The following is a 24,715-nucleotide window of genomic DNA, read 5'->3' on the forward strand; positions in this document are numbered from 1 at the left end:
ATGCATATTTTTAGATGTTTATAATATACAAGCGTGTAAAAAGCGTGTAAAAAGCGTGTAAAAAGCGTGTAAAATTAAACAATGAACCAATCAGAGTTCGGGCCTTGTGATTCGTTTCTTATCTTGCCTTGTCTTTTCAACTTAGCTAAAAGATTCGTAATTTTATCTTTTTTCTGTCTGTCGTCGAGCAGGTTGGAAAGAAGGTTCCACAGCAGTTTGTCGATCTCCCTGCGTGATAATGATTTGTGATCCCGCAATGCCGTCAGCAGAAACTCTTCGCAACGTTTATTTCCGAGCCCCTTATGTTCCGAATATTCGATCTTCTGCCCGACTTTTTGGGCGATATGTTTTGCAATATATATTTTGGGTTTACGACCCTCGATTAGGCGTTTGCTTCTCAATCGGGCGATCTCTTCATCGGATAACGGTTTCCCCAGTTGTACACGGTTCAGCAGCTCGATGTCGAGCAGGTTCAAATCCGCATTTCCCGCCAGAATATTGGCGTAGTTCATATCGAGAATTTTGCCCGTTATGGTAACTTCTACCCGATTGTCGGCCAAATTGTAATCCGGCAGGGGAAATAGTCTCTGTCTTTGGTAATTGTACATCTTGCGGATGCCGCTGCCGATCGTATCGACCATCTTGAGTCCCACCATAGCCGTTACCAGAAATTGATTTCGGTATCGCTCCTCCGGAGCATCGCTGACGAGTACCCGTTCGATATTGCCGGGAATAAACGAACCCTTGTTCGAGAAGACCAGTTTGTCGTCGTATTCCACTACGTTGATCTGACCGCCGAGCGTATAATCCTGATGGGCGATTGCATTGTTCAATGCCTCGCGGATGACATACGGTTCATACGTGTCGATCTCTTCGGGGAAGAGCGTCTTGTACTCCGGATTTATGTAACGGTATTTCAGATTGCGGATTTTGTCGTATATTTTGTCAACCGCCAGAATGAACGGGCAGGAGGCGATCATGTAATCGCGCTCGACATTATCCGGTCCGCGCAGAATCCATTTGATTTTGGCGACTGCCGGAGAGATCAGGTGCTCACTCTCCTCTCTGCCGAGCAACACGATGGCTGTATTGGTAATCTTTCCCCGAATCGTAATCTTTGCCTTGTTCAGAAAAGTCGTGTCATCCCATGACGCAATCTCGTCAGCTTTGTCCTTGCGGGCATTCGTGTACAACTCCCTTGCTTTGACGATGGCTGCCGGATCCAAATCCTCCAATGAGGCATTTTCGATTATTTCCGCACTCCAATCTTTCAATTTGGCTTGATTTCTTATTCTTTCGATTTTGTCCATACTCAATGCTTGCAAGGATTCTCCGTCACGACCATAATAATGGCCTTGATAGTCTATGGGAATACCTTGCGGGGCAGGTGGTATTTCGAACATCACAACTCTTTTGCCGTTCCTGTACCGCAATTCATGTATCTCGACGAACGTATGCCGACCCGTAGTCTGATCGGCAATCTTTTTCTTCATTGCGTCGAGCGCCGGACGGCTGTTCTTGTACTGGCTGCCGACAACCTCGTGCGTATGGTTCTCCACACCGAAAACCAGCCAAGCGCAAGGCCTGCCCTTCAAATTTGCTTCGTTGCTCAATGCCGAAAAGTATTGTCCCAAATCCCGATCGTCGAAATTGCGTTCGGCCCTCTTGAACTCCACCACTTCCGTTTCCGCAGGCAGAATCAGTAATGAATCGAGTATATTTGTCAGTTCCTCAACCGTCATATATTTCTATTTTCTGTAAAGTTACAATTTATTCGCAAATAAAGAGGAGTTAAAATGCTTCTTCTAAAAGCTCATTCGAGATTTTGTTATCGTCGTAAATTTTACGGTGGTAACATTTCGAACTATCTGCCGCTGAAATACGGATGATTCATCAACTCCATTGCGGTCTGCTCTTCCGTAATCTTGATGTATTTCATAAACTCCTTTTCGGTCTTGTGGCCCGTGATTTTCATGATGGCGATGGTCGGAATGCCCGCCAGATACATATTCGTCGCACCGCTGCGGCGTGCCGTATGAGTCTTTACCAAATCGCACTTCTCTACCAAGTGCGTCTTCCTTTCCCCGTTTTCGACGTATGATACCTCGATTTTTTCCGTGATACCCGCTTCCCGAGTAATCTCTTTGATGAACTTGTTTACTTTCTGTTCGTAGGATTTCGGCAAACGGTTTTCGTACTTGTCCAGTATCGCCTGCAATTCGGGTCGGACGGGAATAATGACGTGGTTGCCGGTTTTCTGCTGTTTCAAGTCTATAACCAGCTGCCCGCTCTCCAGCGTGCGTATGTTACCCTCGTTGATCGTAGAGTAATCACTGAATCGTTGTGCCGTGTAGCAGCCGACCAAAAAGACATCGCGGGCAATATCTTTGTGCTTATTGTCGGATAAGTCGAGGTTGGCAATAGCACGTATTTCCGATTCGGTCAGATAGATATTCTCGACATCGGCGGTCAGTACGCGGAATTTGCGGCTTTCGATCAGACCATTGTCGTGCAGTCCCTCTTCGCGCGCTGCCCGCATGATGATCTTCAGCTCCTTGACGTGGCGGCCGATGGTATTGATCGAATAATCTTTCGCCGTGAACCATGCCACAAAATCGTCGTAGAATTTCAGATCGATATCGCCGAAATCGAATCTCTTTCGCTTTGCTTTGCAGAACTCGTCGAATTGAATGATAAACCCTTTGTAGTTCTTGATTGTCGATGCCCCGTAGCGCAGTTTGTGGATGTTCAGTCGGGTGCCGTCCTCCATCTCGTGCGTGAAGCGGGCGATGTAGTCGCCGAGCGATTCGCGGCTGCGGACATGGCGGCCGGTGGTGAGGCTGCGCGGGTGGTGGAAACTGTAGATGATCTTCTCCAGCCGCGTTTTCGTCATCGCGTGTTCGGGATCCTTGGTGATCTCTCCGAGGATGTGGCTTCGCAGTTCGGCGAGATTCTTGGTCAGCTCGCGCCCCTGCTGCTCGGTGAAGTCGTCGGTAAAGGTGAAACGGCTCTTGACTGTCTGCCGTTTGTTGTCCCAGGCGTCCGTCAGCACCATATATTGGCAGTCGGCGTAGAACTGGTTACCACGGCCAACTGTGAAGAGAATTTGGATTTTGACCAGTTTGTTTTTCTGGGTCGAGCGGATGCGGTAGCAGAAGGATGCCATAGGTCAGGAGGTTTTGTCTATTGCAAATGTAATCATTTTTGTCATACATTTGTCATACATAGGCCGAATTTTCGAAAACTTCCAGACCTCGCAGTTGATGAAAAATGGATGTAAAATATTGATATGTAGATAAGATAAAATTAAAATCGGTAAAATTCGATTCAAATTTATGGCGTTCGCTTCAGACCTCACAGAAACCGCGTTGCAGATAGCTGCAATGCGGTTTTCGTTTGGTATAAATATAATATGTATTTTTTTCGAGGAATGGTTGCCGGTCGTTTTCGATTAGCCGGTTATGAGGTTATGGATGAAAATTATGATTTCCCATTGATTCCTCCGTATCCATTCTACTACTCTCTCTTTGTTGCAGTTTATTTTTTACCGGGCAGCATAGGCTGAGCAGGACCGTTTTGTCGGTTAGTCCCATATGCAGCGATCCGACTTTCATACAAGGATATATGATTTTCAGACGGTTATTTTGCGGTTGTATGCACCGGTATTCGGAGGAAACAGCTATGAAAACGACAAATTTTTGTCGTTTTTGTGTATATTCTTTATACATTTGGAACCGATTTTAGACACAATTATTTCGATTGTGACAAAAAAGTGACTATTTGTACGAAATTTGTGTTCTTCAGACGTATTAAAGTGTTGAAAATATGGACAAGCAAAAGATATTCGTTGTCGATGACAAGGACATGATCGGCAAAATCATCATGGCCTGCCTGGGGCGGGACTACGACTGTCGCTATTTCGACAGTCCGAAGCCTGTACTCGAGCAGATGGAGGCCGGAGATTTGCCCGATCTGATTATTTCGGATATCCGTATGCCCGACATGCGGGGAGATGAATTTCTCCATGCCGTCAAGAGTGACGAGCGGTTCCGGCATATCCGGATGGTTATGTTATCGAGCGAAGACAGTACTTCGGAGCGTATTCAGTTGTTGCAGGACGGAGCTGAAGACTATATCGTCAAACCCTTCAACCCGATGGAACTGAAGGTCCGCATCGAAAAGTTCTTGAAGTGAATCGCCTCCGAATCGGGTGCAGATCGTCCGTGTAAATTCGGTTCCGCGTCGGGATACGCGCTGTTTTTCGGCCATAGTCGGCTGTCGTTCCTTGCCTTCGATACGGTTGCCGTTTCGGAAAATTTCTTCGTACTCCGATGAAATCTGTTAGCGGTTATCTACCTCGCTTGTGTGTCACAAGGTCTGTTTTATGGAAAATCTCTCGGTCAATCCTGAAAATTATAAGATTCTTGTCGTCGATGATATTGCGACCAACGTCCTGTTGCTGAAAACCATACTTGGAAAGGCGGGATACAGGATCGTGACTGCGACAGGTGGCCGCGAAGCGCTCGAGAAGGTCGAAAGCGAATCTCCGGATCTGATTCTGCTGGATATCATGATGCCGGACATGAACGGTTATGAGGTGATCGAGCGGCTCAAGGCCGACGAGCGATTCTGCCGGATTCCCGTGATTTTTCTCTCGGCGCTCCACGATTCGGAAAACATTGTCAAAGGGTTCAAGATGGGGGCCAGCGATTACGTGTCGAAGCCTTTCAATCACGAGGAGCTGATTACGCGGGTGGCGCATCATATGTTTATTGCAGAGGCGCAGCGCGTCATCGTGCGGCAGAACGAGGAGCTGCAGGAGACCCTGGCCAGCCGCGACAAGATGTATTCGGTGATCGCCCACGACCTGCGCTCTCCGATCGGAAGCCTCAAGATGCTGTTCAACACCCTGCTCGACAGCCTGGATGCGGAGCGGGTCGGAGCCGGGAACCTCGATATGCTTCGCATGGGCAACGACATTGCCGAAGACACCTTTTCGCTGCTCGACAACCTGCTCAAGTGGACGAAGTGTCAGACCGGGAGGATGCATACGGTGTATCAGGATGTCGATCTGGCCGAAGTCGTACTCTTTTCCTCGAAAATTTCGGAGTCGGTGGCCCGGACCAAAGGAATTGTCGTCGAATACGACATTCCCGCGCCGATTCACGTGCGGTGCGATGTCGATATGGTCAAGACGATCGTCCGCAACTTGTTGAGCAATGCGATCAAATACAGCCCGGAAGGAGGAGGGAAGATTATCGTTTCCACGGCCGAAACCCCGACCCACGCCGTTGTCCGGGTGCGTGATTTCGGAGTCGGCATCAAGCCCGAAGACCTGAATAAAGTGCTCGATCCTGCGATGTATTTCACCACTTACGGGACCGGAAAAGAGGAGGGGTCGGGACTGGGGTTGCAGCTTTGCCTGGACCTGGTGCATCGCAACGGCGGCGAGATGACCGTGGAGTCGGTCTATGGCGAAGGGGCGACCTTCAGCTTCACGATCGCCAAATCTCCTGCGGACGAACGACCCGCCTCGGCCGGGGAGCCGGTTTGATGTTTAATCTCTGTTTTTTCGCTTCGGGGTCCGGTTCGGCCCTTTTTTGTTGCGGGCGGGTTGTCGCTGGCCGAACCACTCTTCGAACCAGTTTTCGGGGAGTTCGGAAGCTCTCTTCGCAGCGGTTTTCTCCGGTGTGTACGTTTTGCTGCTCGCTTTGACGGTTGTTGCGGGTTTCTTCCCGGCTTTCGTGCCGGACGTTTTTGGGCTGCGGACGGATTTCCGATGTCCGTTCCGATCGTCGGGCGCACCGAAAGCCTCCTGCACGGAGGAGTCTTGGCGATAGGATTCCCGGCTTTCGGGTTTCCGGCCGGTTTTGCGTCCGGATCGGGTGTCGGACTCCCTGCGGCGGTGGGATTGTCTTCCGCCGGATGTGCGGGCCGAAGGGCTGTCTTTCGATATTTCCGCGATGGGACGTCCGTGCGAGAGCTTATTCAAAGTCCTGACGACTTTTTCGGCTTGGTCGAAGGGAACCGTTGCGAACGAGAAGTCCTCCATGACCCGTACGTCGTCGATGTCGTGGTCGGAGAGTCCGCACTCCTGTTTGAGGAGCCGGACCGTTTTGCGGGTGTCGTAGCCGTCGCGGGCACCGAAGGCGAGGAAAATCCGGGCCTTGCCCTTGCGATCGACGTCGATCGAGCGGATTTCGGGGTAGCTGCTCTCGCTCAGCTCGTTCTTGAAGGCCAGGCGCAGCAGGGCGCTCAAGGCCACTTCGGGCGGATAACTCTCCAGTAGTTCGGCGGCCATCCCCGTACATTCGCCGTAACTTTCGCTCTCGACGATGGCGTCCAGATCTTCCTTGATCTTGTTGCGCTTGGTGGCGATGATGTCGGCCGGCGTGGGGAGCTGTTCCAGCTTGATGTCGGCCTTGATCGTCCGCTTCAGGAACCCGAATTTGCGCATCTCGGAGGGCGAGATGAAGGTGATGGCCGTTCCCTGGTTACCGGCGCGGCCCGTGCGTCCGATGCGGTGGACATAGCTGTCGGAATCCTGCGGCAGCGAGTAGTTGATTACGTGCGTGAGGTTGCTTACGTCGATGCCCCGGGCCGCCACGTCCGTAGCCACCAGGATATTGACCTGTTTTTTCTTGAATTTGCCCAGGATCTTCTCGCGCTGGGCCTGCGAAATGTCGCCGTGAAGGACTTCGGCCGCATAGCCGCGTTCCAGGAGTTTGGCCACGATATCGTCCGCGCCCGTTCGGGTGCGGGAGAAGACGATGCCGTAGAACTCAGGTTCGACGTCGATGATGCGGGTCAGGGCGTCGAATTTGTCGCCTTCGCGCACCTCGAAATAGATCTGGTTCGTCAGGTCGGTCGTGACGTGCTGCGATTCGACCTTCAGGAGGTCGGGTTCGTGCATGTAGTTGCGGGCCAGCGCCGCGATGCGGTCGGGCATCGTGGCCGAGAAGAGTAGCACCCGTTTGGGGCCGGTCATGGCGTGCATGATCTCTTCGATATCCTCGATGAAACCCATGTTGAGCATTTCGTCCGCCTCGTCGAGCACCAGGTAGGCGATCGCCGAGAGGTCGAGCGTGCCCCGGCGGATGTGGTCGAGGATGCGGCCCGGCGTGCCGACGACGATGTCGATGCCTTTTTTCAAGCGCCGCAGCTGTTCGGTCATCGAGGCGCCGCCGTAGATCGGGGCGATCGAAAGGTCGTGGGTATTGAACGAAATGAGTTCCTGCGTCACCTGCAGGGCCAGTTCGCGGGTCGGAACGAGGACGATGGCCTGCGGAATATTCCGTCGGGAAGTCAGCATCTGGATAATCGGCAGGCCGAAAGCGGCGGTTTTACCCGTGCCGGTCTGTGCTTGTGCGATGATGTCTTTGTCGGTGGTGAGCAGGTGGGGAATGGTGAGGCTCTGAATGGCCGAGGGGGTTTCGAACCCTTTTTTGGCAATGGCAGTAAGTATATCGTCGGACAGTCCTAAAGCCTTAAATTCTTCTAATTGATTCATTTATGATGATTTGTCGGGCAAAGGTACGCCAAATTATCCGGTTTGACGACTTTTCCGCGAAATCTTTTGTGACGGGGTACGTGTTTTTTCGGGTTCGAGCATAGCCCCTGTTGGCTTGCAGATGTCGGGGAGGGGTTTCCGGTGCATTTTATGGCGGGAAAAATGCCTGTTTTCGATCATCCAGGCTCTGCGGATCGTTGCGGGGGCCTTCGTTCGGACTGGTGGAACCGATTGTCGGCGAGGCGGCTTTTGTTCCGGAGGGAACGAACCGGGCCTGTATTTCTGTGCAGGCCCGGTCTCTTTTATTTAACGTAATACCGCGTCGTCAGATCTCTTTTTCGAGGGCCTGGATTTCGTCGAGGATACCTTTGACATCGGTCACCTTGAGCCGTCCATAGACCCGGGGGCCGATCATCACGACCGGAGCGAGTCCGCAGGCACCCACGCACCGCAGCGAATCGAGCGAGAAGAGCCCGTCGGGGGTCGTGCCGCCGACTTCGATGCCGAGCTGGCGTCTGAATTCGTCGAGCACCTTCTCGCCGCCCCGGACATAGCAGGCCGTGCCCATGCAGACCGAAATCGGGTATTTGCCTTTGGGCTTCATCGTGAAGAACGAATAGAACGACACCACGCCGTAAACCCGTGCGGCCGAGATGCCCAACTCCAGGGCGATGAGCTCCTGTACCTCTTTGGGCAGATAGCCCAGCGTGTCCTGCACGCCGTGCAGGATGTTGATCAGTTCGCCCGGGTCGTTGCCGTACTTTCGGCAGACGTTCTTTATCTCGTCGATTCTCCGTTGGGAGAGGCATATTTTTTCCATAACGTCTTATTTCTTGGGTTCCACGACCGGTTTGCGGTCGTAATAACGGGTGTGGAGCAGTTCGTGCGAAAGCGGTCCGCAGGGTTCGCCGAGGAACTCTTCGTAGAGTGCCTGAATGTCGGGATTCTCGTGCGACTTGCGCAGCGGTTTGGCGGCGTCTTCGGCGTAGAGGGCCTCGGCACGCCGTTTCAGAAGCTCTTCGTTGCCCCGGTGATAGGGTTGCCCGCCGCCGTTGATGCAGCCGCCGGGACAGGCCATGATTTCGATGGCGTGGTAGGGCGATCGGCCGGCGCGGATCTCTTCGACCAGCCTGCGGGCGTTACCCAGCCCGTGTGCGATGCCGATTTTGACGGGTACGCCGTCGAAGTCGATCGTCGCCGAACGGATTCCCGCCAGTCCGCGCAGTTCGGTGAAGTCGAGTTTCGGAAGCGTTTTTTTCGTTTGTATTTCGTATGCCGTACGCACGGCTGCCTCGATCACGCCGCCTGTGGTGCCGAAGATGACGCCTGCACCGGTCGATTCGCCCAGCGGACGGTCGAAATCGCTCTCCTCCAGTTCGTCGAAGTTCATGTTGGCGAAGCGGATCATGTGGGCCAGTTCGCGCGTGGTGATCGAAATGTTCACGTCCGGATCGCCGTCTTTGCCGAATTCGGGGCGTGCGGCTTCCGATTTCTTCGCCACGCAGGGCATGACCGATACGACGATGAAATTCCGGCGGTCGATGCCCAGCTTGGGCGCCAGGTAGTTTTTGGCGATCGCGCCGAACATCTGTTGCGGCGACTTGGCCGTCGAGAGGTTCTCGCCCAGTTCGGGGAAATGCTTCTCCATGAACGACACCCAGCCCGGACAGCAGGAGGTCATCAGGGGGATTTTGACCGTCCGGTCGCCCGCGAGATACTTGTTCAGGCGCTGGAGCAGTTCGGTGCCCTCCTCCATGATCGTCAGGTCGGCGGCGAAGTCGGTGTCGAAAACGTAGTCGAAGCCCAACCGACGCAGCGCTGTGGTCATCTTGCCCGTGACGCTCCGGCCTTCCAGTCCGAAATCCTGGCCGAGGGCCACGCGCACGGCGGGGGCGGTCTGCACCACGACCGTCTTGCCGGGATCGGCGAGCGCCTGCATCACCTCCCGGATGTTGCTGTTCTCCGAGAGGGCGCTGGTCGGACAGACGGCTACGCATTGGCCGCAATTGACGCAGTTGGTCGTTAGGATCGGATCGTTGAAGGCCGTGCAGAGGACCGAAGTGAATCCCCGGCCTACGACCGACAGGGCGCCGACGGTCTGGACTTGGTTGCAGACCGTTTCGCAGCGGCGGCAGAGGATGCACTTTTCCATGTTGCGCACCACCGACGGCGAGAGGTCCATCATCGGCTTGGTGGTTTCTCCCTTGTACTTGGCCTCGCGGATGCCGAGGTCTTTGGCCATGGTTTGCAGGCTGCAATAGCCGTTCTTCGAGCAGGTGAGGCATTCGTTGGGGTGGTCCGAGAGGATCAGCTCCAGAATGGTTTGCCGGGCGTTGATGACGCGGGGTGTGTGGGTGCGGACGACCATCCCTTCCGTGCAGACGGTTTTGCAGGCCGGAGCCAGGTTTTTGCGTCCTTCGACCTCTACGACGCAGATGCGGCAGACACCGGGGTCGTTCTTGCAGCCCAGCTCGTGCAGGTTGAGGTAGCAGAGCGTCGGAATTTTGATGCCGACCGAAGCGGCCGCTTCGACCAGGTTGGTGCCCGGGGCGACCTCTGCGGTTCGGTTGTCGATGGTTAGTTTTATCGTTTCCATGCGGATTTGTCTTGGAGGAGTGGTTAGCGGATGCTGATTGCGCCGAACTTGCATTTTTCGAGGCAGGTGCCGCACTTGATGCAGCGGGCCTGGTCGATGGCGTAGGGTTGTTTGGGGATGCCGCTGATGGCTCCCGGCGGACACATGCGAGCGCAGAGGGAGCAACCTTTGCAAACCTTGGGGTCGATCACGAAACTCATCAGGTCGCGGCAGCGGTGGGCCGTACAGTGGTGGTCCCGCACGTGGGCCACGTATTCGTCCCAGAAGTTTTCCAGGGTCGAAAGCACTGGATTGGGGGCCGTCTGCCCCAGGGCGCAGAGCGACGAGTCGCGGATTACGCGGGCGAGGTTCTGCAATTCGTCGAGGTCTTCGTCCCTGCCCAGTCCCCTGGTGATCCGGTCGAGAATCTCCAGCAGGCGTTTGTTTCCGATGCGGCAGGGCGTGCACTTGCCGCACGACTCATCGACGGTGAATTCGAGGTAGAATTTGGCCACCGACACCATGCAGTCGTCTTCGTCCATGACGATCATGCCGCCCGAACCCATCATCGATCCGCTTGCCAGCAGGTTGTCGTAGTCGATCGGGGTGTCGAGGTGCTTCTCCGTGAGGCAGCCGCCCGACGGGCCGCCCGTCTGCACGGCCTTGAACTTCTTGCCGTTCTTGATGCCGCCGCCGATTTCGAAGATCACTTCGCGCAGCGTGGTGCCCATCGGCACCTCGATCAGGCCGACGTTATTGACCTTGCCCGCCAGGGCGAAGACTTTGGTGCCCTTGCTCTTTTCGGTGCCGATCGAGGAGAACCATTCGGCGCCCCGCAGGAGGATGGGCGGAATATTGGCGTAGGTTTCGACGTTGTTCACATTGGTCGGGTAGCCCTTGTAGCCCGATTCGCTCGGGTACGGGGGTTTCACGGTCGGTTCGCCGCGTCTGCCTTCCATCGAATGAATCAGCGCCGTCTCCTCGCCGCAGACGAAGGCGCCCGCGCCGTAGCGCAGCTCGATGTCGAACGAGAAGCCCGAGCCCAGGATGTCGTTGCCCAGCAGCCCGTATTCCCGCGCCTGTTCGATGGCTCGCCTGAGCCGTTCGATGGCCAGCGGGTATTCGGCGCGGATGTAGATCAGTCCGTGCGAGGCGCCCGTGCAGTAGCCGTTGATGGCCATCGCTTCGAGGATCGAGTGGGGATCGCCTTCGAGGATCGAACGGTCCATGAATGCGCCCGGATCCCCTTCGTCGGCGTTGCAGACCACGTATTTGCGGTCGGCTTTCGCATCGCGCGTGATCTTCCACTTCAGGCCGGTGGGGAAACCGCCTCCGCCGCGCCCCCGCAGGCCGGAGTCGATGATCTCCTGCAACACGTGGTCGGGCTGCATGCCGAGCACTTTGGCCAGGGCTGCGTAGCCGTCGCGGGCGATGTATTCGCCGATGTTCTCGGGGTCGATGAACCCGCAGTTCCGCAGGGCGATGCGCAGCTGCGGCTTGTAGAACTTCATGTGCTTGCTGTCGGGTACGTGCTGCCCCGTGTCGGGGGCCGTGTAGAGCAGCCGCTCTACCTTGCGGCCTTTGACGACATGCTCCCGGACGATCTCTTCGGCGTCTTCGGGTTTGACCGAGACGTAGAAGGTGTTGTCGGGGATCATCTTGACGATCGGCCCCTGCTCGCAGAAGCCGAAGCAGCCGGTGCGGATCACCCGTGTGCGCTCGGACTCTCCCGTTCGGTCGAGCGCCCGGCGCAGGGCCGCGATGATCTCCTCGCTCCGCGATGCCCGGCATCCCGTGCCGCCGCATACCAGGATGTAGTTATTGATTTTTGCCATCGGGTTGGATGCTTGTTAAAGATTCGGATCGTTTTCCTTCGTTTCAGATGCCCGGCTCGACGGTCGGACCTGTCGCCTCTTTCCGAAAATTCTCGGATTGCCGGACGCAGTTTATGCTTCGATCAGGCCTTCGGCCGTTTCGCCCCGGACGATTTGCCGCTCGACGAGCTCCGCGACGCGCTCGGCAGTGACATGGCCGTAAAGAACCGGCCTGCGGCCCGGCAGCGTGATTTCGACGGTGGGTTCGTCCTTGCAGTGTCCGGCGCAGCCGGTCTGGGTTACGATGCCCCGGATGCGACGGGCGGCCAGTTCTTCGACGAATGTTGCGAGGACCGCTTTGGCTCCGGCGGCGATGCCGCATTCGTCCATCGAAACCCGGATCTGGGGCAGCTCATCGGGTGTGTTGCTGTTTTCCCGGATCTCGAGGTCGGCACGCAGTTTTTCGCGCATGAGGCGCAATTCCTCCGGAGTGTTTATTTTTGCCATGTTTTCCGGTCGTTTAGAGTTTGATTTTTCAGGTTTGTTCGCTCCTGCCTGCCGAAAAATATCCCGGAAACGGAGCTTCTTTCGGGATCGGGTGGTTAAATATAATCATTTGTTATCAAAATAACAATAAAAACGGCCGGAAAAAAGGGGCGGAATAAAAAAGCGGTCCCAGAGAACCGCTGGAGCGGGGTGCGGGGTGTCCCGGAAACAGCCGGGTGGTCGATGAAGGTCGCTGCCGGGAAAAAGTATAGCGTTATGGCTTGTCCGGTCCGCAATGCCGCCGTCCCTGTTTCTGATGGGCGTTCCGGGGTTCCGGGATTTGTACCGGCTCGGCCCCGGTTGCGGCAGCAGTCGAGTGCCCGGCCGCGCATCGTCGGGCCGTTGCGGTGAAAGCCGAGTGCGCCCCCGGACGAGTATGGCGGCTTGCGTATCTTTTTTATCGTGGAGGATTGTCGCGGGAGAGTGATTGCGAAAAAGGCTGCCCATTGACGGGCAGCCTTTCGATTTTGCAGGCCCTGTAAGCCGGGTTCTGTGCTCCGGTTGCCCGGAGTCCCCATCATTTATCTAGGACGCCGGTCTCCCGGCGCCTCAAGCAACCTACCCCCCGGCATTGGACGAGCAACCCTTGATTGCCGGTATACATGGTCTTGCAACCCACGAGATGTACTGTCCGAAGCGTATCGCTACCTTCGCGGTGGGCTCTTACCCCGCCTTTTCACCCTTACCCCTGCGGGGCGGTTATTTTCTGTTACACTTGCTATACCCTCACGGATATCAAGCCGTTAGCTTGCGTGGCGCTCTGCGTTGCCCGGACTTTCCTCCCCCTGTTGCCAGGCGGCGATGGAGCGGACCTGCGGGGCAAAGGTATGAATAAGTCGGGGATAAAAGTAAATTTATTCATGTTTTATCACGCGAAAATATTCGGGACGCAGTCGGGACAAGGGAAAATTTTGCAGGGAATACGTCTGCCGCTTTTGATCGGCTGCCGGCGACAAGGCTATCCGATTTGGTGCAGGTTGCGGCTTGTCGTGCGGGAAAGAGGTTTTCCTTCAGATTGTAATTATTTTATAATAAAAAATAATGTATTTATTGTTTGTTTATGTGAAAATTATTATAATTGTATTGGGTTATTTTGTATAAATCAAGTAGATTGGAAGATGATAAGGAATATATTAGTTGTATTTTTATTGCTTTTTGTTGGTTTTTCATGTGATTTGAAAAATAGAAAAACAAAAAATTTAAGAGATATTTATGGCCAAAATCTTATTTTACCTGGTCATGCGACATGGAAAATAGAAGGTCGTGATACGGTAATAAACATAGAAAATTTAGCACCTAAACTTGTTGTATATTATAGTAGTGGAACATGTGCGCCATGTTCATTAAAAGGCTTGCATCATTGGGGGAAAATAATAGATAGTGTAGAATTAGTGGGACCCTCACTTGAAATAGTCTTTATTATTAAGGCGAATAGATACGACTCTTTGTTTTTTCATAGTTTAAATTCAGAGCATTTTATATTTCCTGTATTATGCGATAAGGAGGGGGAGTTTGAAGAAAATAATCTTTTACCTATAAATAAGGAATATAATGCCTTTTTGTTGGATTCAAATAACGAGGTTGTATATGTCGGGTCACCGCTATTAGGACGAAAAATGCGAAGTTTATTTATAAGTATAGTAAAAGTTCTGAATAATGATTATCGTAACGGTGTCAATAGTGACTTGCCATCATCTGATACCATAGATAATATAAGTAGTTAATCAAGCGGTGAATGGCATAAAATAATAGGATTTATACATATTCATTTAATATGTTTTATATATAAAGATTGATTCTATGAGAAAATATATGTATTTGATATCTATTTTGATATTATCATCATGTCAAGTTGCAGATGTCCAAAATGGTACAGAAAAGAAAGATAATTTTTTGCAGGAGGTTGGTCGCTTAAGTGATTTTGTATTGTCTCAATCAAAAGTTGGAGGGTATCTGTCTGAAGAAGATGCTGTAATTTTAGATAATTGGTTAAAAGAGTTGTCTACTCGATATGATTTTCAAAATAATTTTGATTATTGTGGAGATATTTATACTCGTTCTGATTATGAACCAGATTTTTATGATTATTTGAATTGGATTGAAGAAAATGCTACTTCTGGTTTTTACCAAATTATTTATCGTTGGCTGGTTGATGAAGAATTTGATGATGATTTAAATCAAATTCTTGCAAACACTATTTTGTTGCCGAATGAACAGGTTGCAATAGCTGTTGTTTATCCATTGGTACAAAATTCTTTGGTGGAATTTGAAAGCCGAGGGGGAGTTGATCAATGTTACGATCAATATAATAGTGATATAAAACGCTGTAAAAGGGATTATCATATAACTATGGCTGTGGTGACTGCCGTTTCGGTCTTATCCGGAGGAAGCGCTGCACCGGCTGCTGCGGTATCCCTCGTTGGAAATACCGTTGCTTTGAAGAGTTGCATGGATGGTGCTGCCCGAACTTTTGATATTTGTGTGAAGTATGCAAAATAGAGATTCGAATTGGAGACATTTTCTGGGAGACCGCTGTCGGATCGTGCGATGCGATCCGGTTCCCGGGCGGATATTCACTTCCGAGAGGCTGCTGTGGGCTTTGGCGGTTGTGATCGGAATCGAGCTGCTTGTTTCCCAGGTCATCTCTTGGGAAGTATCGGTTTGGGTAGCGATGTGTGGTGACGGTTTGCTTGCACTCGGGACCTTGGGGTTGTTCCTGGCCCGAATATACCGCAACCGGGAGGTGGACTGGTTGTTGCTTTTCGTTGCCGTGATGATGGTGCTGTTGGCCGCTAATCATTGGGAGATAGCGCAGAGCCATCCGATCGCGGGGTGATACGCCCCGTTGTTTCTCTAACGCCGAGTCGCCGGAACCTGCAAAAGGCCCGGCGATTCGGCGTCAGAGGTGAATCGCTGTTTTTTATTTTTCGGTGTCCGTACCGAAAATGTTGAAACGCCGGAGCAGCGGGTTGCGGCGGTCGAGCAGCAGGAACTCCAGCAAGAGCAGGACGAGGGCCGCTCCGATCAGGTATTGGAACTGTTCGTTGAACTCCTCGAAGCGGAGGGCCGCCAGGTCGCCTTTTTCCATATTGTTGATCGTGCGTACGATTTCGTCCAGCCCGATCGACTGGTTGGTCGAGCGGATGTAGGCTCCGTCGGTCGCCTGTGCGATCTTTTCGAGCAGGGGTTCGCCCAGTTTCGATACGACCATCTCTCCCTTGTCGTCCTTGATGAACTCGCCGCCGATCTGGATCGGAGCGCCTTCCGGCGTGCCGATGCCGATGGTGAAGATGCGGATGCCCTGTTCGGCGGCCCGTTCGGCCGCTTCGATGGCGCCGGAGTCGTGCCCTTCGCCGTCGGTGATGAGCACGATGACGCGTCCTGCGGGGTTATCTCCCTTTTCCGAAAAGGACATGGTGGCCAGCGAGAGGGCCTGACCGATGTCGGTGCCCTGCACCGAAACCATCGAAGGGGATATTCTGCGGGCAAAGGCTTTGGCCATGCGGTAGTCCGAGGTGATCGGCAGTTGCACTACGGCGTCGCCCGCGAAGACGACCAGTCCCACGCGATCCTGCTTGAGTCCGTCGAAGAGCTTGTCGATGGCGTATTTGGTGCGTTCGAGGCGGTTGGGCTGGAAATCCTCGGCGAGCATCGAGTTCGAAACATCGACCACGAGCATCATCTCGATACCCCGGCTCTCCACCTCGCGGAGTTTCGAACCCAGCTGCGGCCGTGCGAGCGCCAGGGTGAGCAGGGCGAATGCCGTGAGGTACAGGATGAATTTCAGACGCCGGCGCCCCGTAGAAGCGTCGGGCATGAGCGGACGGATGGTTTCGAGCCGGCCGAAACGGCTGAGGCGCCGGCGTGCGAGCTGTCCGGCGGCCGTCCATACGGCGACGAGCAACGGGAGGAGCCACAGCAGCCAGAGGTATTCGGGATATGCGAATCTGAACATTACGGCAGGGATTTTAACCAGAGGGTACGCAACAGAAATTCCACGAGCAGCAGGGCCAGAGCCGCCGCTGCCCAGCGGAGGTACTCCTCGGTGTAGGTGGTGTATTGCGATATTTCGACCTTGCTCTTTTCGAGCTGGTTGATTTCGTCGTAGATGGACTGTAGTTTGGCGTTGTCCGTGGCGCGGAAGTAACGGCCGCCCGTGAGATCGGCGATCTCGCCGAGTATCTTTTCGTCGATCTGCACCTTGGCCTGCACGACGGTCGGGTTCCCGAAGAAGTCCACCGTCGGATAGGGGGCCGTGCCGCGTGTGCCGACACCGATCGTATAGACGCGGATGCCCTGGTCACGGGCGATCTCCGCAGCCGTGAGGGGAGCGATTTCGCCCCGGTTGTTCTCTCCGTCGGTCAGCAGGATGATGACCTTGCTCTTGGCGTTGCTCTCGCGCAGGCGGTTGATTGCCGTCGCCAGTCCGTTGCCGATGGCCGTGCCGTCCTCCACCACGCCGCTGCGCAGGCGTCCCAGCAGGGTTTGCAGCGTTCCCTGATCGGTCGTCAGCGGGCTTTGGGTGAAGGCTTCGCCCGCGAAGGCCACCAGTCCGATGCGGTCTCCGGGGCGGTCGGTGATGAAGTTGCCGGCGACCTGCTTGGCTGCCTGGATGCGGTCGGGCTGGAGGTCCTGGGCCAGCATCGAGGTCGAAATATCGATCGCCAGCACGATGTCGATGCCTTCGGTGTTGCTCGTCGAGCCTTCATCGACCGATTGGGGGCGGGCCAGCGCTACGATGAGGAGCGCGACGGCCGCGCAGCGCAGCGCGAAAGGCAGATGCCGCAGGTAATAACGTACGGTGCGCGGTGCTTCGGCGACACCGTCGATGGTCGATACTTGGATCGAAGCGCCGCCCTGACGGGTCCGCCAGACGTAATAGACCACCATGAGCGGAATGACCGCGAGCAGCCACAAAAAGTATGGAGAGGCGAATTGCATAGCCGTTTCAGAATTGATTCGTTACCAGTTTTTATTGCCGCGTACCACGACCCCGGCTTTCTCCTTGAGTTTCTCCTGGGTCTTGTCCTCCTGGGTCTGGATCGCATCCAGCATCCGTTCCTGTTCTTCCGGGGAGATGCCGTTTTCGCGGGGTTGGCCGGGCTGCCGGTCGTCGCTGTCCGGCTTGTCGGAATCCTGCGGCTGTTCGTCGGGATTTTGTCCGTTCTTGTCGGGATCATTCTGACCGTTCTGCCGGTCTTGTTGATCCTGTTGCTCGCCGCCCTTGTCCTGCTGCCGGTCTTTGTCCGAATTATTATCCTTGTTTTTGTCTTGATTCTGATCCTGACCGCCGCTGTTCTGCTGGTCCTTGTTCTGATCTTTGTTTTGATCCTCGTTCTGCTGTTTTTGCAGCAGTCGCTTGGTGTAGGCGTAGTTGTACTTGGCCTCCTGGTCGGCAGGATTCATCCGCAGGGAGTTCTTGTAGCTTTCGAGCGCTTCCGGGTATTTTTCCTGTTTGAATTGGGCGTTGCCGAGGTTGTAGAAAGCCTCGGCCCGTTCCTGGTCGGTGCGGGTGGAGTCTGCGGCGATGCGTTCGAGCATCTTGGCCGCCTCCTCGTATTTTTCGGTACGGTAGAGGGCGCCCCCCAGGTTGTAGGCGGCCTCGAAGTTTTCGGGGGCCGCTTCGAGCGCCTGCGTGTAGCGTTCGATGTTGCGGTCGTACCGCTCCTTCGCGAAATCCCGGTTGCCCTTGCGCACGAGGCTGCGCTCGGGGTATTTCTGGGCCGAGGCGCTGCCGATTCCGAGCAACAGGGTGATGAATATCAGTAGGATTCTGTTTGGCATGGCGTGTCGGATGCTATTGGGTGTCGTCCTGTTCGGTGCCCTCCTCCGCGATTTCCGCAGGCTTGGTCTCCTCGACGAAATAGTAGGCGTTCAGGTAGTTGTCTTCGTTGGTCGTCCCTTCGGACTGGGCTTTGGCGAATTTCGCCAGGTCGGCGTCCCGGAGGATCGCCTGCAGGTCCATGACGCATTTCTGCGGCAGGTCGTAACGGCGGACTGCCGCGAGAATTTCGTCAGAGGTCATCTCCATCGCGCCGAAGCCGTATCGTCCGGCCAGATAAGTGCGCAGGATGTCCGTCAGGCCCGAGTAATACTGTTTGTGGCGTCCGCTCTGCCAGAGTTTCTGGTTGTGGAGCGTTTCGAGCGCTTGGATGGCCGCGATGTGGGGCGGCAGGGGCGGTGCGGGACGGAAGATGTCGCGTACCTTGCGGGCGTAGCGGGCCATCAGGCGGCGGCCTGCGTAGATCGCGCCGCCCAGGACGATCAAACCCAGCAGGCTCCAGAGGACGTAGCCGCTGATTTCGCCGTAGCGGAAGGGCAGCGTGCGCTGGGCTTTGATGTCGTAGATCGTGTGCGACGTGGAGTCGATCTGAAAGGTTCCCACCTGCAGCCGCAGGGTGTCGGCGGTATAGAGCGTGTCGGTGATGTTCTTGTCCAGATAGAGCACTTGTGCGCGTCCCAGGCCGAGGTTGCCCTCCTCGAACGCCGCCAGCGTGTAGCGTTTGCGCAGGCTCAGGTGACGTCCGTCGCGCCGGAGGGTGTCCACCGGATGCGATTCGACGACCTCCAGTCCGCTCTGCGGAGGCGGGTTGAAGGTGGGAAATTCCACGACCTGCACCAAATCACGATCGACGTCGATCACCACGTCGAAGCGGTCGCCGATTCCGATGCTGTCGGGTTCGACGCGGGCGGTGATCGTCGGCGGTGCGGCGTACAGAACGGTCGTCAGCCCCGTCAGAAGAGCTGTCGCCAGAGCTGTTTTTACTCTTTTCGTGATGGATGTCCGACCGGCTTTCGGACGACCCGAAGACCGCAGGCCGACGGGCACCGCTTCCGAAGGAGGTGTTTGCGCGGCATTTTGCCGCTCTGCGGCGGCGGACGGTTGAATACCGCCGTTGCGTGCGAACGGAGAGCAGGTTGATGCCGGGTTATTTGGGATCGACTTCATCGCTGTTTGAATAGTTTGATGAGTTCCACGACGTAATCCCCGTCGGTCGATACCTCGGCCGTGTCGATGCGGTGGTGTTTGAGCGCCGAGAGGATGGCGGCGCTCCGCTCCTGCCAGACGCGGGCGTAGTGCTCCCGCACCCGGGCCGAGGAGGTGTCCACCCACGCTTTTCGGCCCGTTTCGGCGTCTTTCATTTCGACGATCCCTACGTCGGGCAGTTCGGCTTCGCGGGGGTCGCTGACGCGGATTCCCACCAGGTCGTGTTTTCCGGAAGCGATCTTGAGCGCGTCCTCGAGCGCCGTACGGTCCTTGCCGGGATCGAGAAAGTCCGAGAGCAGGAAGGCCGTGCAGTGTTTTTTGGTGACGTTGGTCAGGAAACGCAGCGCTTCCGAAATACGGGTCCCCCGCGATTGCGGCTCGAAGCCGACCAGTTCGCGGATGATGGCCAGGATATGGCTGCGCCCCTTTTTCGGGGGGATGAATTTCTCGATCCGGTCGGAGAAGAAGATGCAGCCCACCTTGTCGTTGTTCTCCGAGGCCGAGAAGGCCAGCACGGCGGCGATTTCGGTTTGCAGGTTTTTCTTCAGGCGGTCCGTGGTGCCGAACATCCGGGAGCCGCTGACATCCACCAGGAGCATCATCGTCAGCTCGCGCTCCTCTTCGTAGACCTTGATGTGGGGCGTGCGCGAGCGGGCCGTGACGTTCCAGTCGATGTCGCGCACGTCGTCGCCGGCGCGGTATTCGCGCACTTCGGAAAACGACATGCCGCGTCCCCGGAAGGCCGTGTGATACTTTCCGGCGAAGATTTCGTTGGAAAGCCCCCGGGTTTTGATCTCGATCTTGCGGACTCGTTTCAGGATATCGTTTTCGGTCTCCTGCATTATTGCATTTTCAATTAGGGTACGATTACGTTGTTCAGGATGTCGGTGATGATCTGCTCTGTGGTGATGTTCTCGGCCTCGGCTTCGTAGGTGAGTCCGATGCGGTGACACAGTACGTCGTGGCAGACGGCCCGCACGTCCTCCGGAATCACGTAACCCCGGCGGCGGATGAAGGCGTAGGCCCGGGCAGCCTTGGCCAGCGAGATCGACGCACGGGGCGAGCCGCCGTAAGCGATCAGGGGCTGCAGTTTTTCGAGGTTGTATTCGGCCGGTTCGCGGGTAGCGAAGATGATGTCGATGATGTATTTTTCGATCTTTTCGTCCATATAGACCTCTTCGACTACGCGGCGGGCCTTGACGATGTCTTCGGGCGAAGTCACTTTATTGACCTTCGGGAGTCCTTCCCCGGCCAGATTCATACGCATAATGTCGCGCTCCTCCTGTTTCTGGGGGTAGGAGATCTTGGCTTTCAGCATGAAACGATCGACCTGCGCCTCGGGCAGCGGGTAAGTACCTTCTTGCTCCAGCGGGTTCTGCGTCGCCAGCACCAGGAAGGGCTCGGGCAGCGGATAGGTTTCGTCGCCGATGGTCACCTGCCGCTCCTGCATGGCTTCGAGCAGAGCCGACTGCACCTTGGCCGGCGAGCGGTTGATCTCGTCCGCGAGGACGAAGTTGGCGAATACGGGGCCTTTGCGGACGAGGAACTCCTCCTTCTTCTGCGAGTAGATCAGCGTACCGATCAGGTCGGCCGGCAGCAGGTCGGGGGTGAACTGAATGCGCGAGAAATCGGCATCGACCGCCTTGGCCAGCGTGGTGATGGCCAGCGTTTTGGCCAGCCCCGGCACGCCTTCCAACAGGATGTGCCCGTTGGAGAGCAGGCCGATCAGCAGGGTGTCGATCAGGTGATTCTGTCCGATAATCACCTTGCCCATTTCGCTGCGCAGCGTATCGACGAAGACGCTTTCGCGTTCGATCCGTTCGTTGAGTTCCTTGATGTTGATGACTTCACTCATTTTTCGGTGTGTATTTTCGATTTTTCGTTGTTTTCGGTATTTATGCAACGCATACCCTACAAAATTATTGCAAAATATGTATTTTTTTCGAAAATCGAAAATCCCGACCGCTCTTTTCGCCCTGATGCGGGGCGGTGCCCCGGTTGAAAAACCGTACCCGGGCGCCGCTTCGGGGCGAAGATCGGGCGGAGGGGGTCCCGCAGGTTCGCCTTCGGTTGCGGCGCTCCGTCGTATTATTCGGCTGCGGACGCTCCGTCGTTGCCGGGAAATCGCTATATTTGCACGTTATGGAATCTCAAATATTGAAAGGCCTGAATCAGGCCCAGCGGGATGCGGTGGTGAACTACGATTCGCCGTCGCTCATCATTGCGGGCGCCGGGTCGGGCAAGACGCGCGTTCTTACTTCGCGCATCGCCTATATGATCGAGCAGGGGGTGGCTCCGTACAACATTCTCGCCCTCACCTTCACCAACAAGGCCGCCGAGCAGATGCGCGAACGCATCGCCCAGATGCTGCCGGACGGACGGCACCGCTATATCCGCATGGGAACCTTCCACTCGGTTTTTTCGCGCATTCTGCGCGACAACGCCGAACGGATCGGCTTCCCTCAGAGTTTTACGATTTACGAGCCGTCGGACTGCAAGAACCTTCTGAAAACCATCGTCAAGGAGTTGAACCTGGACGATACCAAGTATAAACCTGCGATGCTCGCCTCGCGCATCTCCTACGCCAAGAACTGCCTGGTGACGCCGGGCGCTTACCTGGCCAATGCGGGTGCCGCAGCCGAAGACCGGCGGATGCAGATTCCCGAGTTCGGCAACATCTACAACATCTATTGCGCCCGCTGCAAGCGGAACGGGGCGATGGATTTCGACGACCTGCTGTTGCAGACCAACATCCTGCTGCGGGACTGTCCCGACGTGACGGCCCGTTACCAGGAGCAGTTCAAATACATCCTGGTCGATGAGTACCAGGATACCAACTATGCCCAGTACGTCATCATCCGGCGCCTGTCGCAGCTCCATTCGAAGGTCTGCGTGGTGGGCGACGACGCCCAGTCGATCTATTCGTTCCGGGGGGCCAAGATCGAGAACATCCTTTCGTTCAAGAAGGATTTCCCCAACGCGATGATCTTCAAGCTGGAGCAGAATTACCGCTCGACGCGCACGATCGTCGAGGCGGCCAATTCGGTGATCGAACGCAATTCGAAACGCATGGAGAAGAAGTGCTTTTCGGAAGGGGATATGGGCGAAAAGATCCGCGTGCTCCGAGCCTATACCGACCGCGAGGAGGCCGAAATGGTGGTCAGCGACCTGCGCGACAAGGTGCGGGCTGCGGGCGATGAGTGGGCCGAGGCAGCGATTCTGTACCGCACCAACAACCAGTCCCAGGCGCTCGAAGACGCGCTGCGCCGCAAAGGAATACCTTATCGTATTTACAAGGGCAATTCGTTCTACGACCACAAGGAGATCAAGGATCTGCTGGCCTATATCCGGCTGGTTATCAACCCCCGCGACGACGAGGCCTTCAAGCGGATCGTCAATTACCCTGCCCGGGGTATCGGCGATACGACCGTAGAGCGGATCGCTTTGCTGGCCAAAGCTCGTAATCTGTCGATGTGGGAAGCGGTGGATGCGCTGACGGCCGAGCCGGTGACGGATCCCGTGCAGAAGACCATCGTCCGCAAAGTGGCCGAGTTCGTGGCCCTCGTCCGGGGGCTGTCGTTGGCCCGGGCCGAAAAGGGGCTGTACGACCTGGGACTCGAAATTGCGACCCGTTCGGGTATCATCGGCGCTTACCGGGCCGAGAACACCCCTGAGGCGACCAGTGCGCTGGACAATATCGAGGAGCTGCTCAACTCGATGCAGCTCTTCAACGAGCAGCGCGAGGCCGAGATCCGGGCCGGGGAACGTCAGCAAGAGGAGCGGGCTACGATCGAGGAGTGGCTGCAGGGGGTGATGCTGATGACCGATATGGACAAGGATGATCCCCAGGACCGCAACAAGGTGACGTTGATGACCGTACATTCGGCCAAAGGGCTGGAATACAAATTCGTGTATATCGTCGGATTGGAAGAGAACCTCTTCCCGTCGCAGCGGGCCGTGGAGTCGCCCGACGGTTTCGAGGAGGAGCGGCGGCTCTTTTACGTGGCGCTGACCCGGGCCAAGGAGTTGGCTACGCTCTCCTATGCCGAGATGCGTTTCAAGTGGGGCAATATGGAGTTCTCGCGTCCGAGCTGCTTTCTGCGCGAGATCGACAGCCGTTACCTGGAAACGGATGCGATGCAGGAGGAGCGGGAACCCGTCCGCCGCTCGGCCGGGCGGGGAGAGGGCTCCTCGGCGCTCGACGAGCTGCGCCGCCGTTTCGACTACCGCTACCAGCAGAAGCCTGCGGCGGGTGGTTCGCAGGCCGGGGCGCGTTTCGGCGGAGGTTCGTCCGCCGGGGTAAAATCGGAGGCGCAGCGTCCCGTTGTTGTCCAGCCGACCCGTTCGACGGCCGGGATGCGCAGCGTGGGTGTCCGTCAGGGCGAGTCGTCGCTGGTCGAGGGAGCTGCGCCCGTATCGTGCGGCGATTATGCGGTCGGCGACCGGGTGTCGCACCTGAAGTTCGGCGCGGGGGTCATCCGCCGCATCGAAACCCTGGCGTCGGATCACAAGCTGGTGGTCGAATTTTCCGGATACGGGGAGAAAACCCTGCTGGCCAAATTCGCCAAACTGACCAAATTATAGGAAATCCGCCGGAAGGATTCCGGCTTAAAACAGGAAGACAATGACTTTGAAGGAGCGTTATGCGGGGGTGATCGCGTGGTTCGAGGAGCACATGCCCGTCGCCGAGAGCGAGCTTGCGTACGGCTCGCCGTATGAGTTGCTGGTGGCCGTGATCCTGTCGGCCCAGTGCACGGACAAGCGGGTCAATATGACTACGCCGGCCCTGTTCGAGGCTTTCCCTACACCGCAGGCTATGGCTGCCGCGACTCCCGAGCAGATCTATCCCTACATCAAGAGCATCTCCTATCCCAACAACAAGGCGAAAAACCTGGCGGGCATGGCCCGCATGCTCTGCGAGGAGTTCGGCGGCGAAGTACCGAGCGATCTGAAGGAGCTGCAACGTCTGCCCGGCGTGGGACGCAAGACGGCCAATGTCGTGGGCGCCGTGATCTGGCAGAAGGAGGTGATGCCCGTCGATACCCACGTATTTCGGGTTTCGAACCGTATCGGACTCACGAACCGGTCGAAAACGCCCCTGCAGACCGAGCTGACCCTCGAAAAATACATCCCTTCCCACCTGCTGCCGACGGCTCACCACTGGCTGATTCTGCACGGACGCTATGTCTGCACGGCCCGGGCGCCGAAATGCGCCGAGTGCGGGGTTTCGACCTGGTGCCGCAAATATGCCGAAGACAATAAACGATCTAAAACCGAATGAT

Annotated in this window: 20 protein-coding genes and 1 other RNA gene; 7 read left to right on the plus strand and 14 right to left on the minus strand. The window is 55.8% G+C overall.

Annotated features, from left to right (window positions below; all coding sequences use genetic code 11):
- Positions 1-74 precede the first annotated feature (74 nt).
- Both ALIPUT_RS07785 and ALIPUT_RS07790 read right to left on the minus strand, forming a co-directional pair.
- Positions 75-1,742, minus strand: coding sequence for an ATP-binding protein (locus ALIPUT_RS07785; RefSeq protein ID WP_004329311.1), 1,668 nt, complete (start codon positions 1,740-1,742; stop codon positions 75-77).
- Between the two features lie 122 nt (positions 1,743-1,864).
- Positions 1,865-3,166 (minus strand): site-specific integrase, encoded by a 1,302-nt coding sequence (locus ALIPUT_RS07790; protein ID WP_004329312.1) that lies wholly within the window; start codon positions 3,164-3,166, stop codon positions 1,865-1,867.
- A 659-nt stretch (positions 3,167-3,825) separates the two neighbouring features.
- On the opposite strand from ALIPUT_RS07790, the gene ALIPUT_RS07795 reads away from it, so the two are divergent.
- Both ALIPUT_RS07795 and ALIPUT_RS07800 read left to right on the plus strand, forming a co-directional pair.
- On the plus strand, positions 3,826-4,194 hold the full coding sequence (locus tag ALIPUT_RS07795; RefSeq protein ID WP_004329316.1) for a response regulator: 369 nt from the start codon (positions 3,826-3,828) through the stop codon (positions 4,192-4,194).
- 190 nt (positions 4,195-4,384) lie between these two features.
- On the plus strand, positions 4,385-5,554 hold the full coding sequence (locus tag ALIPUT_RS07800; protein WP_004329317.1) for a hybrid sensor histidine kinase/response regulator: 1,170 nt from the start codon (positions 4,385-4,387) through the stop codon (positions 5,552-5,554).
- Positions 5,555-5,557: 3 nt separating this feature from the next.
- Here the strand turns inward: ALIPUT_RS07800 and ALIPUT_RS07805 are convergent, their stop codons facing one another.
- The 6 genes from ALIPUT_RS07805 to rnpB all read right to left on the minus strand — a co-directional run bounded on the left by ALIPUT_RS07805 (position 5,558) and on the right by rnpB (position 13,263).
- A complete protein-coding gene (locus tag ALIPUT_RS07805; RefSeq protein ID WP_004329318.1) occupies positions 5,558-7,510 on the minus strand; it encodes a DEAD/DEAH box helicase in 1,953 nt (650 codons plus the stop codon).
- Positions 7,511-7,835: 325 nt separating this feature from the next.
- Positions 7,836-8,330 (minus strand): NADH-quinone oxidoreductase subunit NuoE family protein, encoded by a 495-nt coding sequence (locus ALIPUT_RS07810; RefSeq protein WP_004329320.1) that lies wholly within the window; start codon positions 8,328-8,330, stop codon positions 7,836-7,838.
- A gap of 6 nt (positions 8,331-8,336) precedes the next feature.
- Positions 8,337-10,106, minus strand: a complete 1,770-nt coding sequence (locus ALIPUT_RS07815) for an NADH-dependent [FeFe] hydrogenase, group A6 (protein WP_004329321.1) — start codon at positions 10,104-10,106, stop codon at positions 8,337-8,339.
- 23 nt (positions 10,107-10,129) lie between these two features.
- Positions 10,130-11,920 carry an NADH-quinone oxidoreductase subunit NuoF gene (locus tag ALIPUT_RS07820; protein ID WP_004329322.1) on the minus strand — a complete coding sequence of 597 codons (1,791 nt, stop codon included), beginning with the start codon at positions 11,918-11,920 and terminating at the stop codon, positions 10,130-10,132.
- A 111-nt stretch (positions 11,921-12,031) separates the two neighbouring features.
- Positions 12,032-12,406 (minus strand): (2Fe-2S) ferredoxin domain-containing protein, encoded by a 375-nt coding sequence (locus ALIPUT_RS07825; RefSeq protein WP_004329323.1) that lies wholly within the window; start codon positions 12,404-12,406, stop codon positions 12,032-12,034.
- A 502-nt stretch (positions 12,407-12,908) separates the two neighbouring features.
- An RNA gene (gene rnpB / locus ALIPUT_RS12135) (RNase P RNA component class A) lies at positions 12,909-13,263 on the minus strand.
- Positions 13,264-13,272: 9 nt separating this feature from the next.
- Between rnpB and ALIPUT_RS12795 the strand changes: the two genes are divergently transcribed.
- The 3 genes from ALIPUT_RS12795 to ALIPUT_RS07835 all read left to right on the plus strand — a co-directional run bounded on the left by ALIPUT_RS12795 (position 13,273) and on the right by ALIPUT_RS07835 (position 15,281).
- Positions 13,273-14,169, plus strand: coding sequence for a hypothetical protein (locus ALIPUT_RS12795; protein WP_195403220.1), 897 nt, complete (start codon positions 13,273-13,275; stop codon positions 14,167-14,169).
- 76 nt (positions 14,170-14,245) lie between these two features.
- The gene (locus ALIPUT_RS07830; RefSeq protein WP_004329326.1) at positions 14,246-14,944 is read left to right on the plus strand and encodes a hypothetical protein; all 699 of its coding nucleotides are present in this window, start codon (positions 14,246-14,248) and stop codon (positions 14,942-14,944) included.
- Positions 14,934-15,281 (plus strand): hypothetical protein, encoded by a 348-nt coding sequence (locus ALIPUT_RS07835; RefSeq protein WP_004329327.1) that lies wholly within the window; start codon positions 14,934-14,936, stop codon positions 15,279-15,281. Before ALIPUT_RS07830 ends, ALIPUT_RS07835 begins: the two co-directional genes overlap by 11 nt.
- 84 nt (positions 15,282-15,365) lie before the next feature.
- Here the strand turns inward: ALIPUT_RS07835 and ALIPUT_RS07840 are convergent, their stop codons facing one another.
- The 6 genes from ALIPUT_RS07840 to ALIPUT_RS07865 are packed head-to-tail and all read right to left on the minus strand — an operon-like array spanning position 15,366 to position 21,288.
- Positions 15,366-16,400, minus strand: coding sequence for a VWA domain-containing protein (locus ALIPUT_RS07840; RefSeq protein ID WP_004329328.1), 1,035 nt, complete (start codon positions 16,398-16,400; stop codon positions 15,366-15,368).
- On the minus strand, positions 16,400-17,386 hold the full coding sequence (locus ALIPUT_RS07845) for a vWA domain-containing protein (RefSeq protein ID WP_004329329.1): 987 nt from the start codon (positions 17,384-17,386) through the stop codon (positions 16,400-16,402). Before ALIPUT_RS07845 ends, ALIPUT_RS07840 begins: the two co-directional genes overlap by 1 nt.
- A 21-nt stretch (positions 17,387-17,407) precedes the next feature.
- Positions 17,408-18,229: a tetratricopeptide repeat protein gene (locus ALIPUT_RS07850; protein ID WP_004329330.1), complete on the minus strand. Its 822-nt coding sequence runs from the start codon at positions 18,227-18,229 to the stop codon at positions 17,408-17,410.
- A 13-nt stretch (positions 18,230-18,242) separates the two neighbouring features.
- Positions 18,243-19,394, minus strand: a complete 1,152-nt coding sequence (locus ALIPUT_RS07855; protein ID WP_004329331.1) for a hypothetical protein — start codon at positions 19,392-19,394, stop codon at positions 18,243-18,245.
- The gene (locus ALIPUT_RS07860) at positions 19,391-20,275 is read right to left on the minus strand and encodes a DUF58 domain-containing protein (RefSeq protein ID WP_004329332.1); all 885 of its coding nucleotides are present in this window, start codon (positions 20,273-20,275) and stop codon (positions 19,391-19,393) included. Before ALIPUT_RS07860 ends, ALIPUT_RS07855 begins: the two co-directional genes overlap by 4 nt.
- A gap of 14 nt (positions 20,276-20,289) precedes the next feature.
- Complete coding sequence (locus ALIPUT_RS07865) at positions 20,290-21,288, minus strand: AAA family ATPase (protein ID WP_004329333.1); 999 nt, start codon at positions 21,286-21,288, stop codon at positions 20,290-20,292.
- Between the two features lie 287 nt (positions 21,289-21,575).
- Between ALIPUT_RS07865 and ALIPUT_RS07870 the strand changes: the two genes are divergently transcribed.
- Together ALIPUT_RS07870 and nth are read left to right on the plus strand one after the other, a co-directional pair.
- Positions 21,576-24,017 carry an ATP-dependent helicase gene (locus ALIPUT_RS07870; protein ID WP_004329334.1) on the plus strand — a complete coding sequence of 814 codons (2,442 nt, stop codon included), beginning with the start codon at positions 21,576-21,578 and terminating at the stop codon, positions 24,015-24,017.
- A gap of 40 nt (positions 24,018-24,057) precedes the next feature.
- The gene (gene nth / locus ALIPUT_RS07875) at positions 24,058-24,714 is read left to right on the plus strand and encodes an endonuclease III (RefSeq protein ID WP_004329335.1); all 657 of its coding nucleotides are present in this window, start codon (positions 24,058-24,060) and stop codon (positions 24,712-24,714) included.
- Position 24,715 lies beyond the last annotated feature (1 nt).

The sequence above is a fragment of the Alistipes putredinis DSM 17216 genome, assembly GCF_000154465.1.
In the GTDB taxonomy this organism is placed as follows: Bacteria; Bacteroidota; Bacteroidia; order Bacteroidales; family Rikenellaceae; genus Alistipes; species Alistipes putredinis.

Coding starts and splice junctions, on each gene's coding strand:
- ALIPUT_RS07835 (WP_004329327.1), top strand. CDS start 14,934: ATGCAAAATAGAGATTCGAATTGGAGACATTTTCTGGGAGACCGCTGT.
- ALIPUT_RS07825 (WP_004329323.1), bottom strand. CDS start 12,406: ATGGCAAAAATAAACACTCCGGAGGAATTGCGCCTCATGCGCGAAAAA.
- ALIPUT_RS07840 (WP_004329328.1), bottom strand. CDS start 16,400: ATGTTCAGATTCGCATATCCCGAATACCTCTGGCTGCTGTGGCTCCTC.
- ALIPUT_RS07860 (WP_004329332.1), bottom strand. CDS start 20,275: ATGCAGGAGACCGAAAACGATATCCTGAAACGAGTCCGCAAGATCGAG.
- ALIPUT_RS07855 (WP_004329331.1), bottom strand. CDS start 19,394: ATGAAGTCGATCCCAAATAACCCGGCATCAACCTGCTCTCCGTTCGCA.
- ALIPUT_RS07785 (WP_004329311.1), bottom strand. CDS start 1,742: ATGACGGTTGAGGAACTGACAAATATACTCGATTCATTACTGATTCTG.
- ALIPUT_RS07805 (WP_004329318.1), bottom strand. CDS start 7,510: ATGAATCAATTAGAAGAATTTAAGGCTTTAGGACTGTCCGACGATATA.
- ALIPUT_RS07810 (WP_004329320.1), bottom strand. CDS start 8,330: ATGGAAAAAATATGCCTCTCCCAACGGAGAATCGACGAGATAAAGAAC.
- ALIPUT_RS07845 (WP_004329329.1), bottom strand. CDS start 17,386: ATGCAATTCGCCTCTCCATACTTTTTGTGGCTGCTCGCGGTCATTCCG.
- ALIPUT_RS07790 (WP_004329312.1), bottom strand. CDS start 3,166: ATGGCATCCTTCTGCTACCGCATCCGCTCGACCCAGAAAAACAAACTG.
- ALIPUT_RS07865 (WP_004329333.1), bottom strand. CDS start 21,288: ATGAGTGAAGTCATCAACATCAAGGAACTCAACGAACGGATCGAACGC.
- nth (WP_004329335.1), top strand. CDS start 24,058: ATGACTTTGAAGGAGCGTTATGCGGGGGTGATCGCGTGGTTCGAGGAG.
- ALIPUT_RS07870 (WP_004329334.1), top strand. CDS start 21,576: ATGGAATCTCAAATATTGAAAGGCCTGAATCAGGCCCAGCGGGATGCG.
- ALIPUT_RS07830 (WP_004329326.1), top strand. CDS start 14,246: ATGAGAAAATATATGTATTTGATATCTATTTTGATATTATCATCATGT.
- ALIPUT_RS07800 (WP_004329317.1), top strand. CDS start 4,385: ATGGAAAATCTCTCGGTCAATCCTGAAAATTATAAGATTCTTGTCGTC.
- ALIPUT_RS12795 (WP_195403220.1), top strand. CDS start 13,273: ATGAATAAGTCGGGGATAAAAGTAAATTTATTCATGTTTTATCACGCG.
- ALIPUT_RS07795 (WP_004329316.1), top strand. CDS start 3,826: ATGGACAAGCAAAAGATATTCGTTGTCGATGACAAGGACATGATCGGC.
- ALIPUT_RS07820 (WP_004329322.1), bottom strand. CDS start 11,920: ATGGCAAAAATCAATAACTACATCCTGGTATGCGGCGGCACGGGATGC.
- ALIPUT_RS07850 (WP_004329330.1), bottom strand. CDS start 18,229: ATGCCAAACAGAATCCTACTGATATTCATCACCCTGTTGCTCGGAATC.
- ALIPUT_RS07815 (WP_004329321.1), bottom strand. CDS start 10,106: ATGGAAACGATAAAACTAACCATCGACAACCGAACCGCAGAGGTCGCC.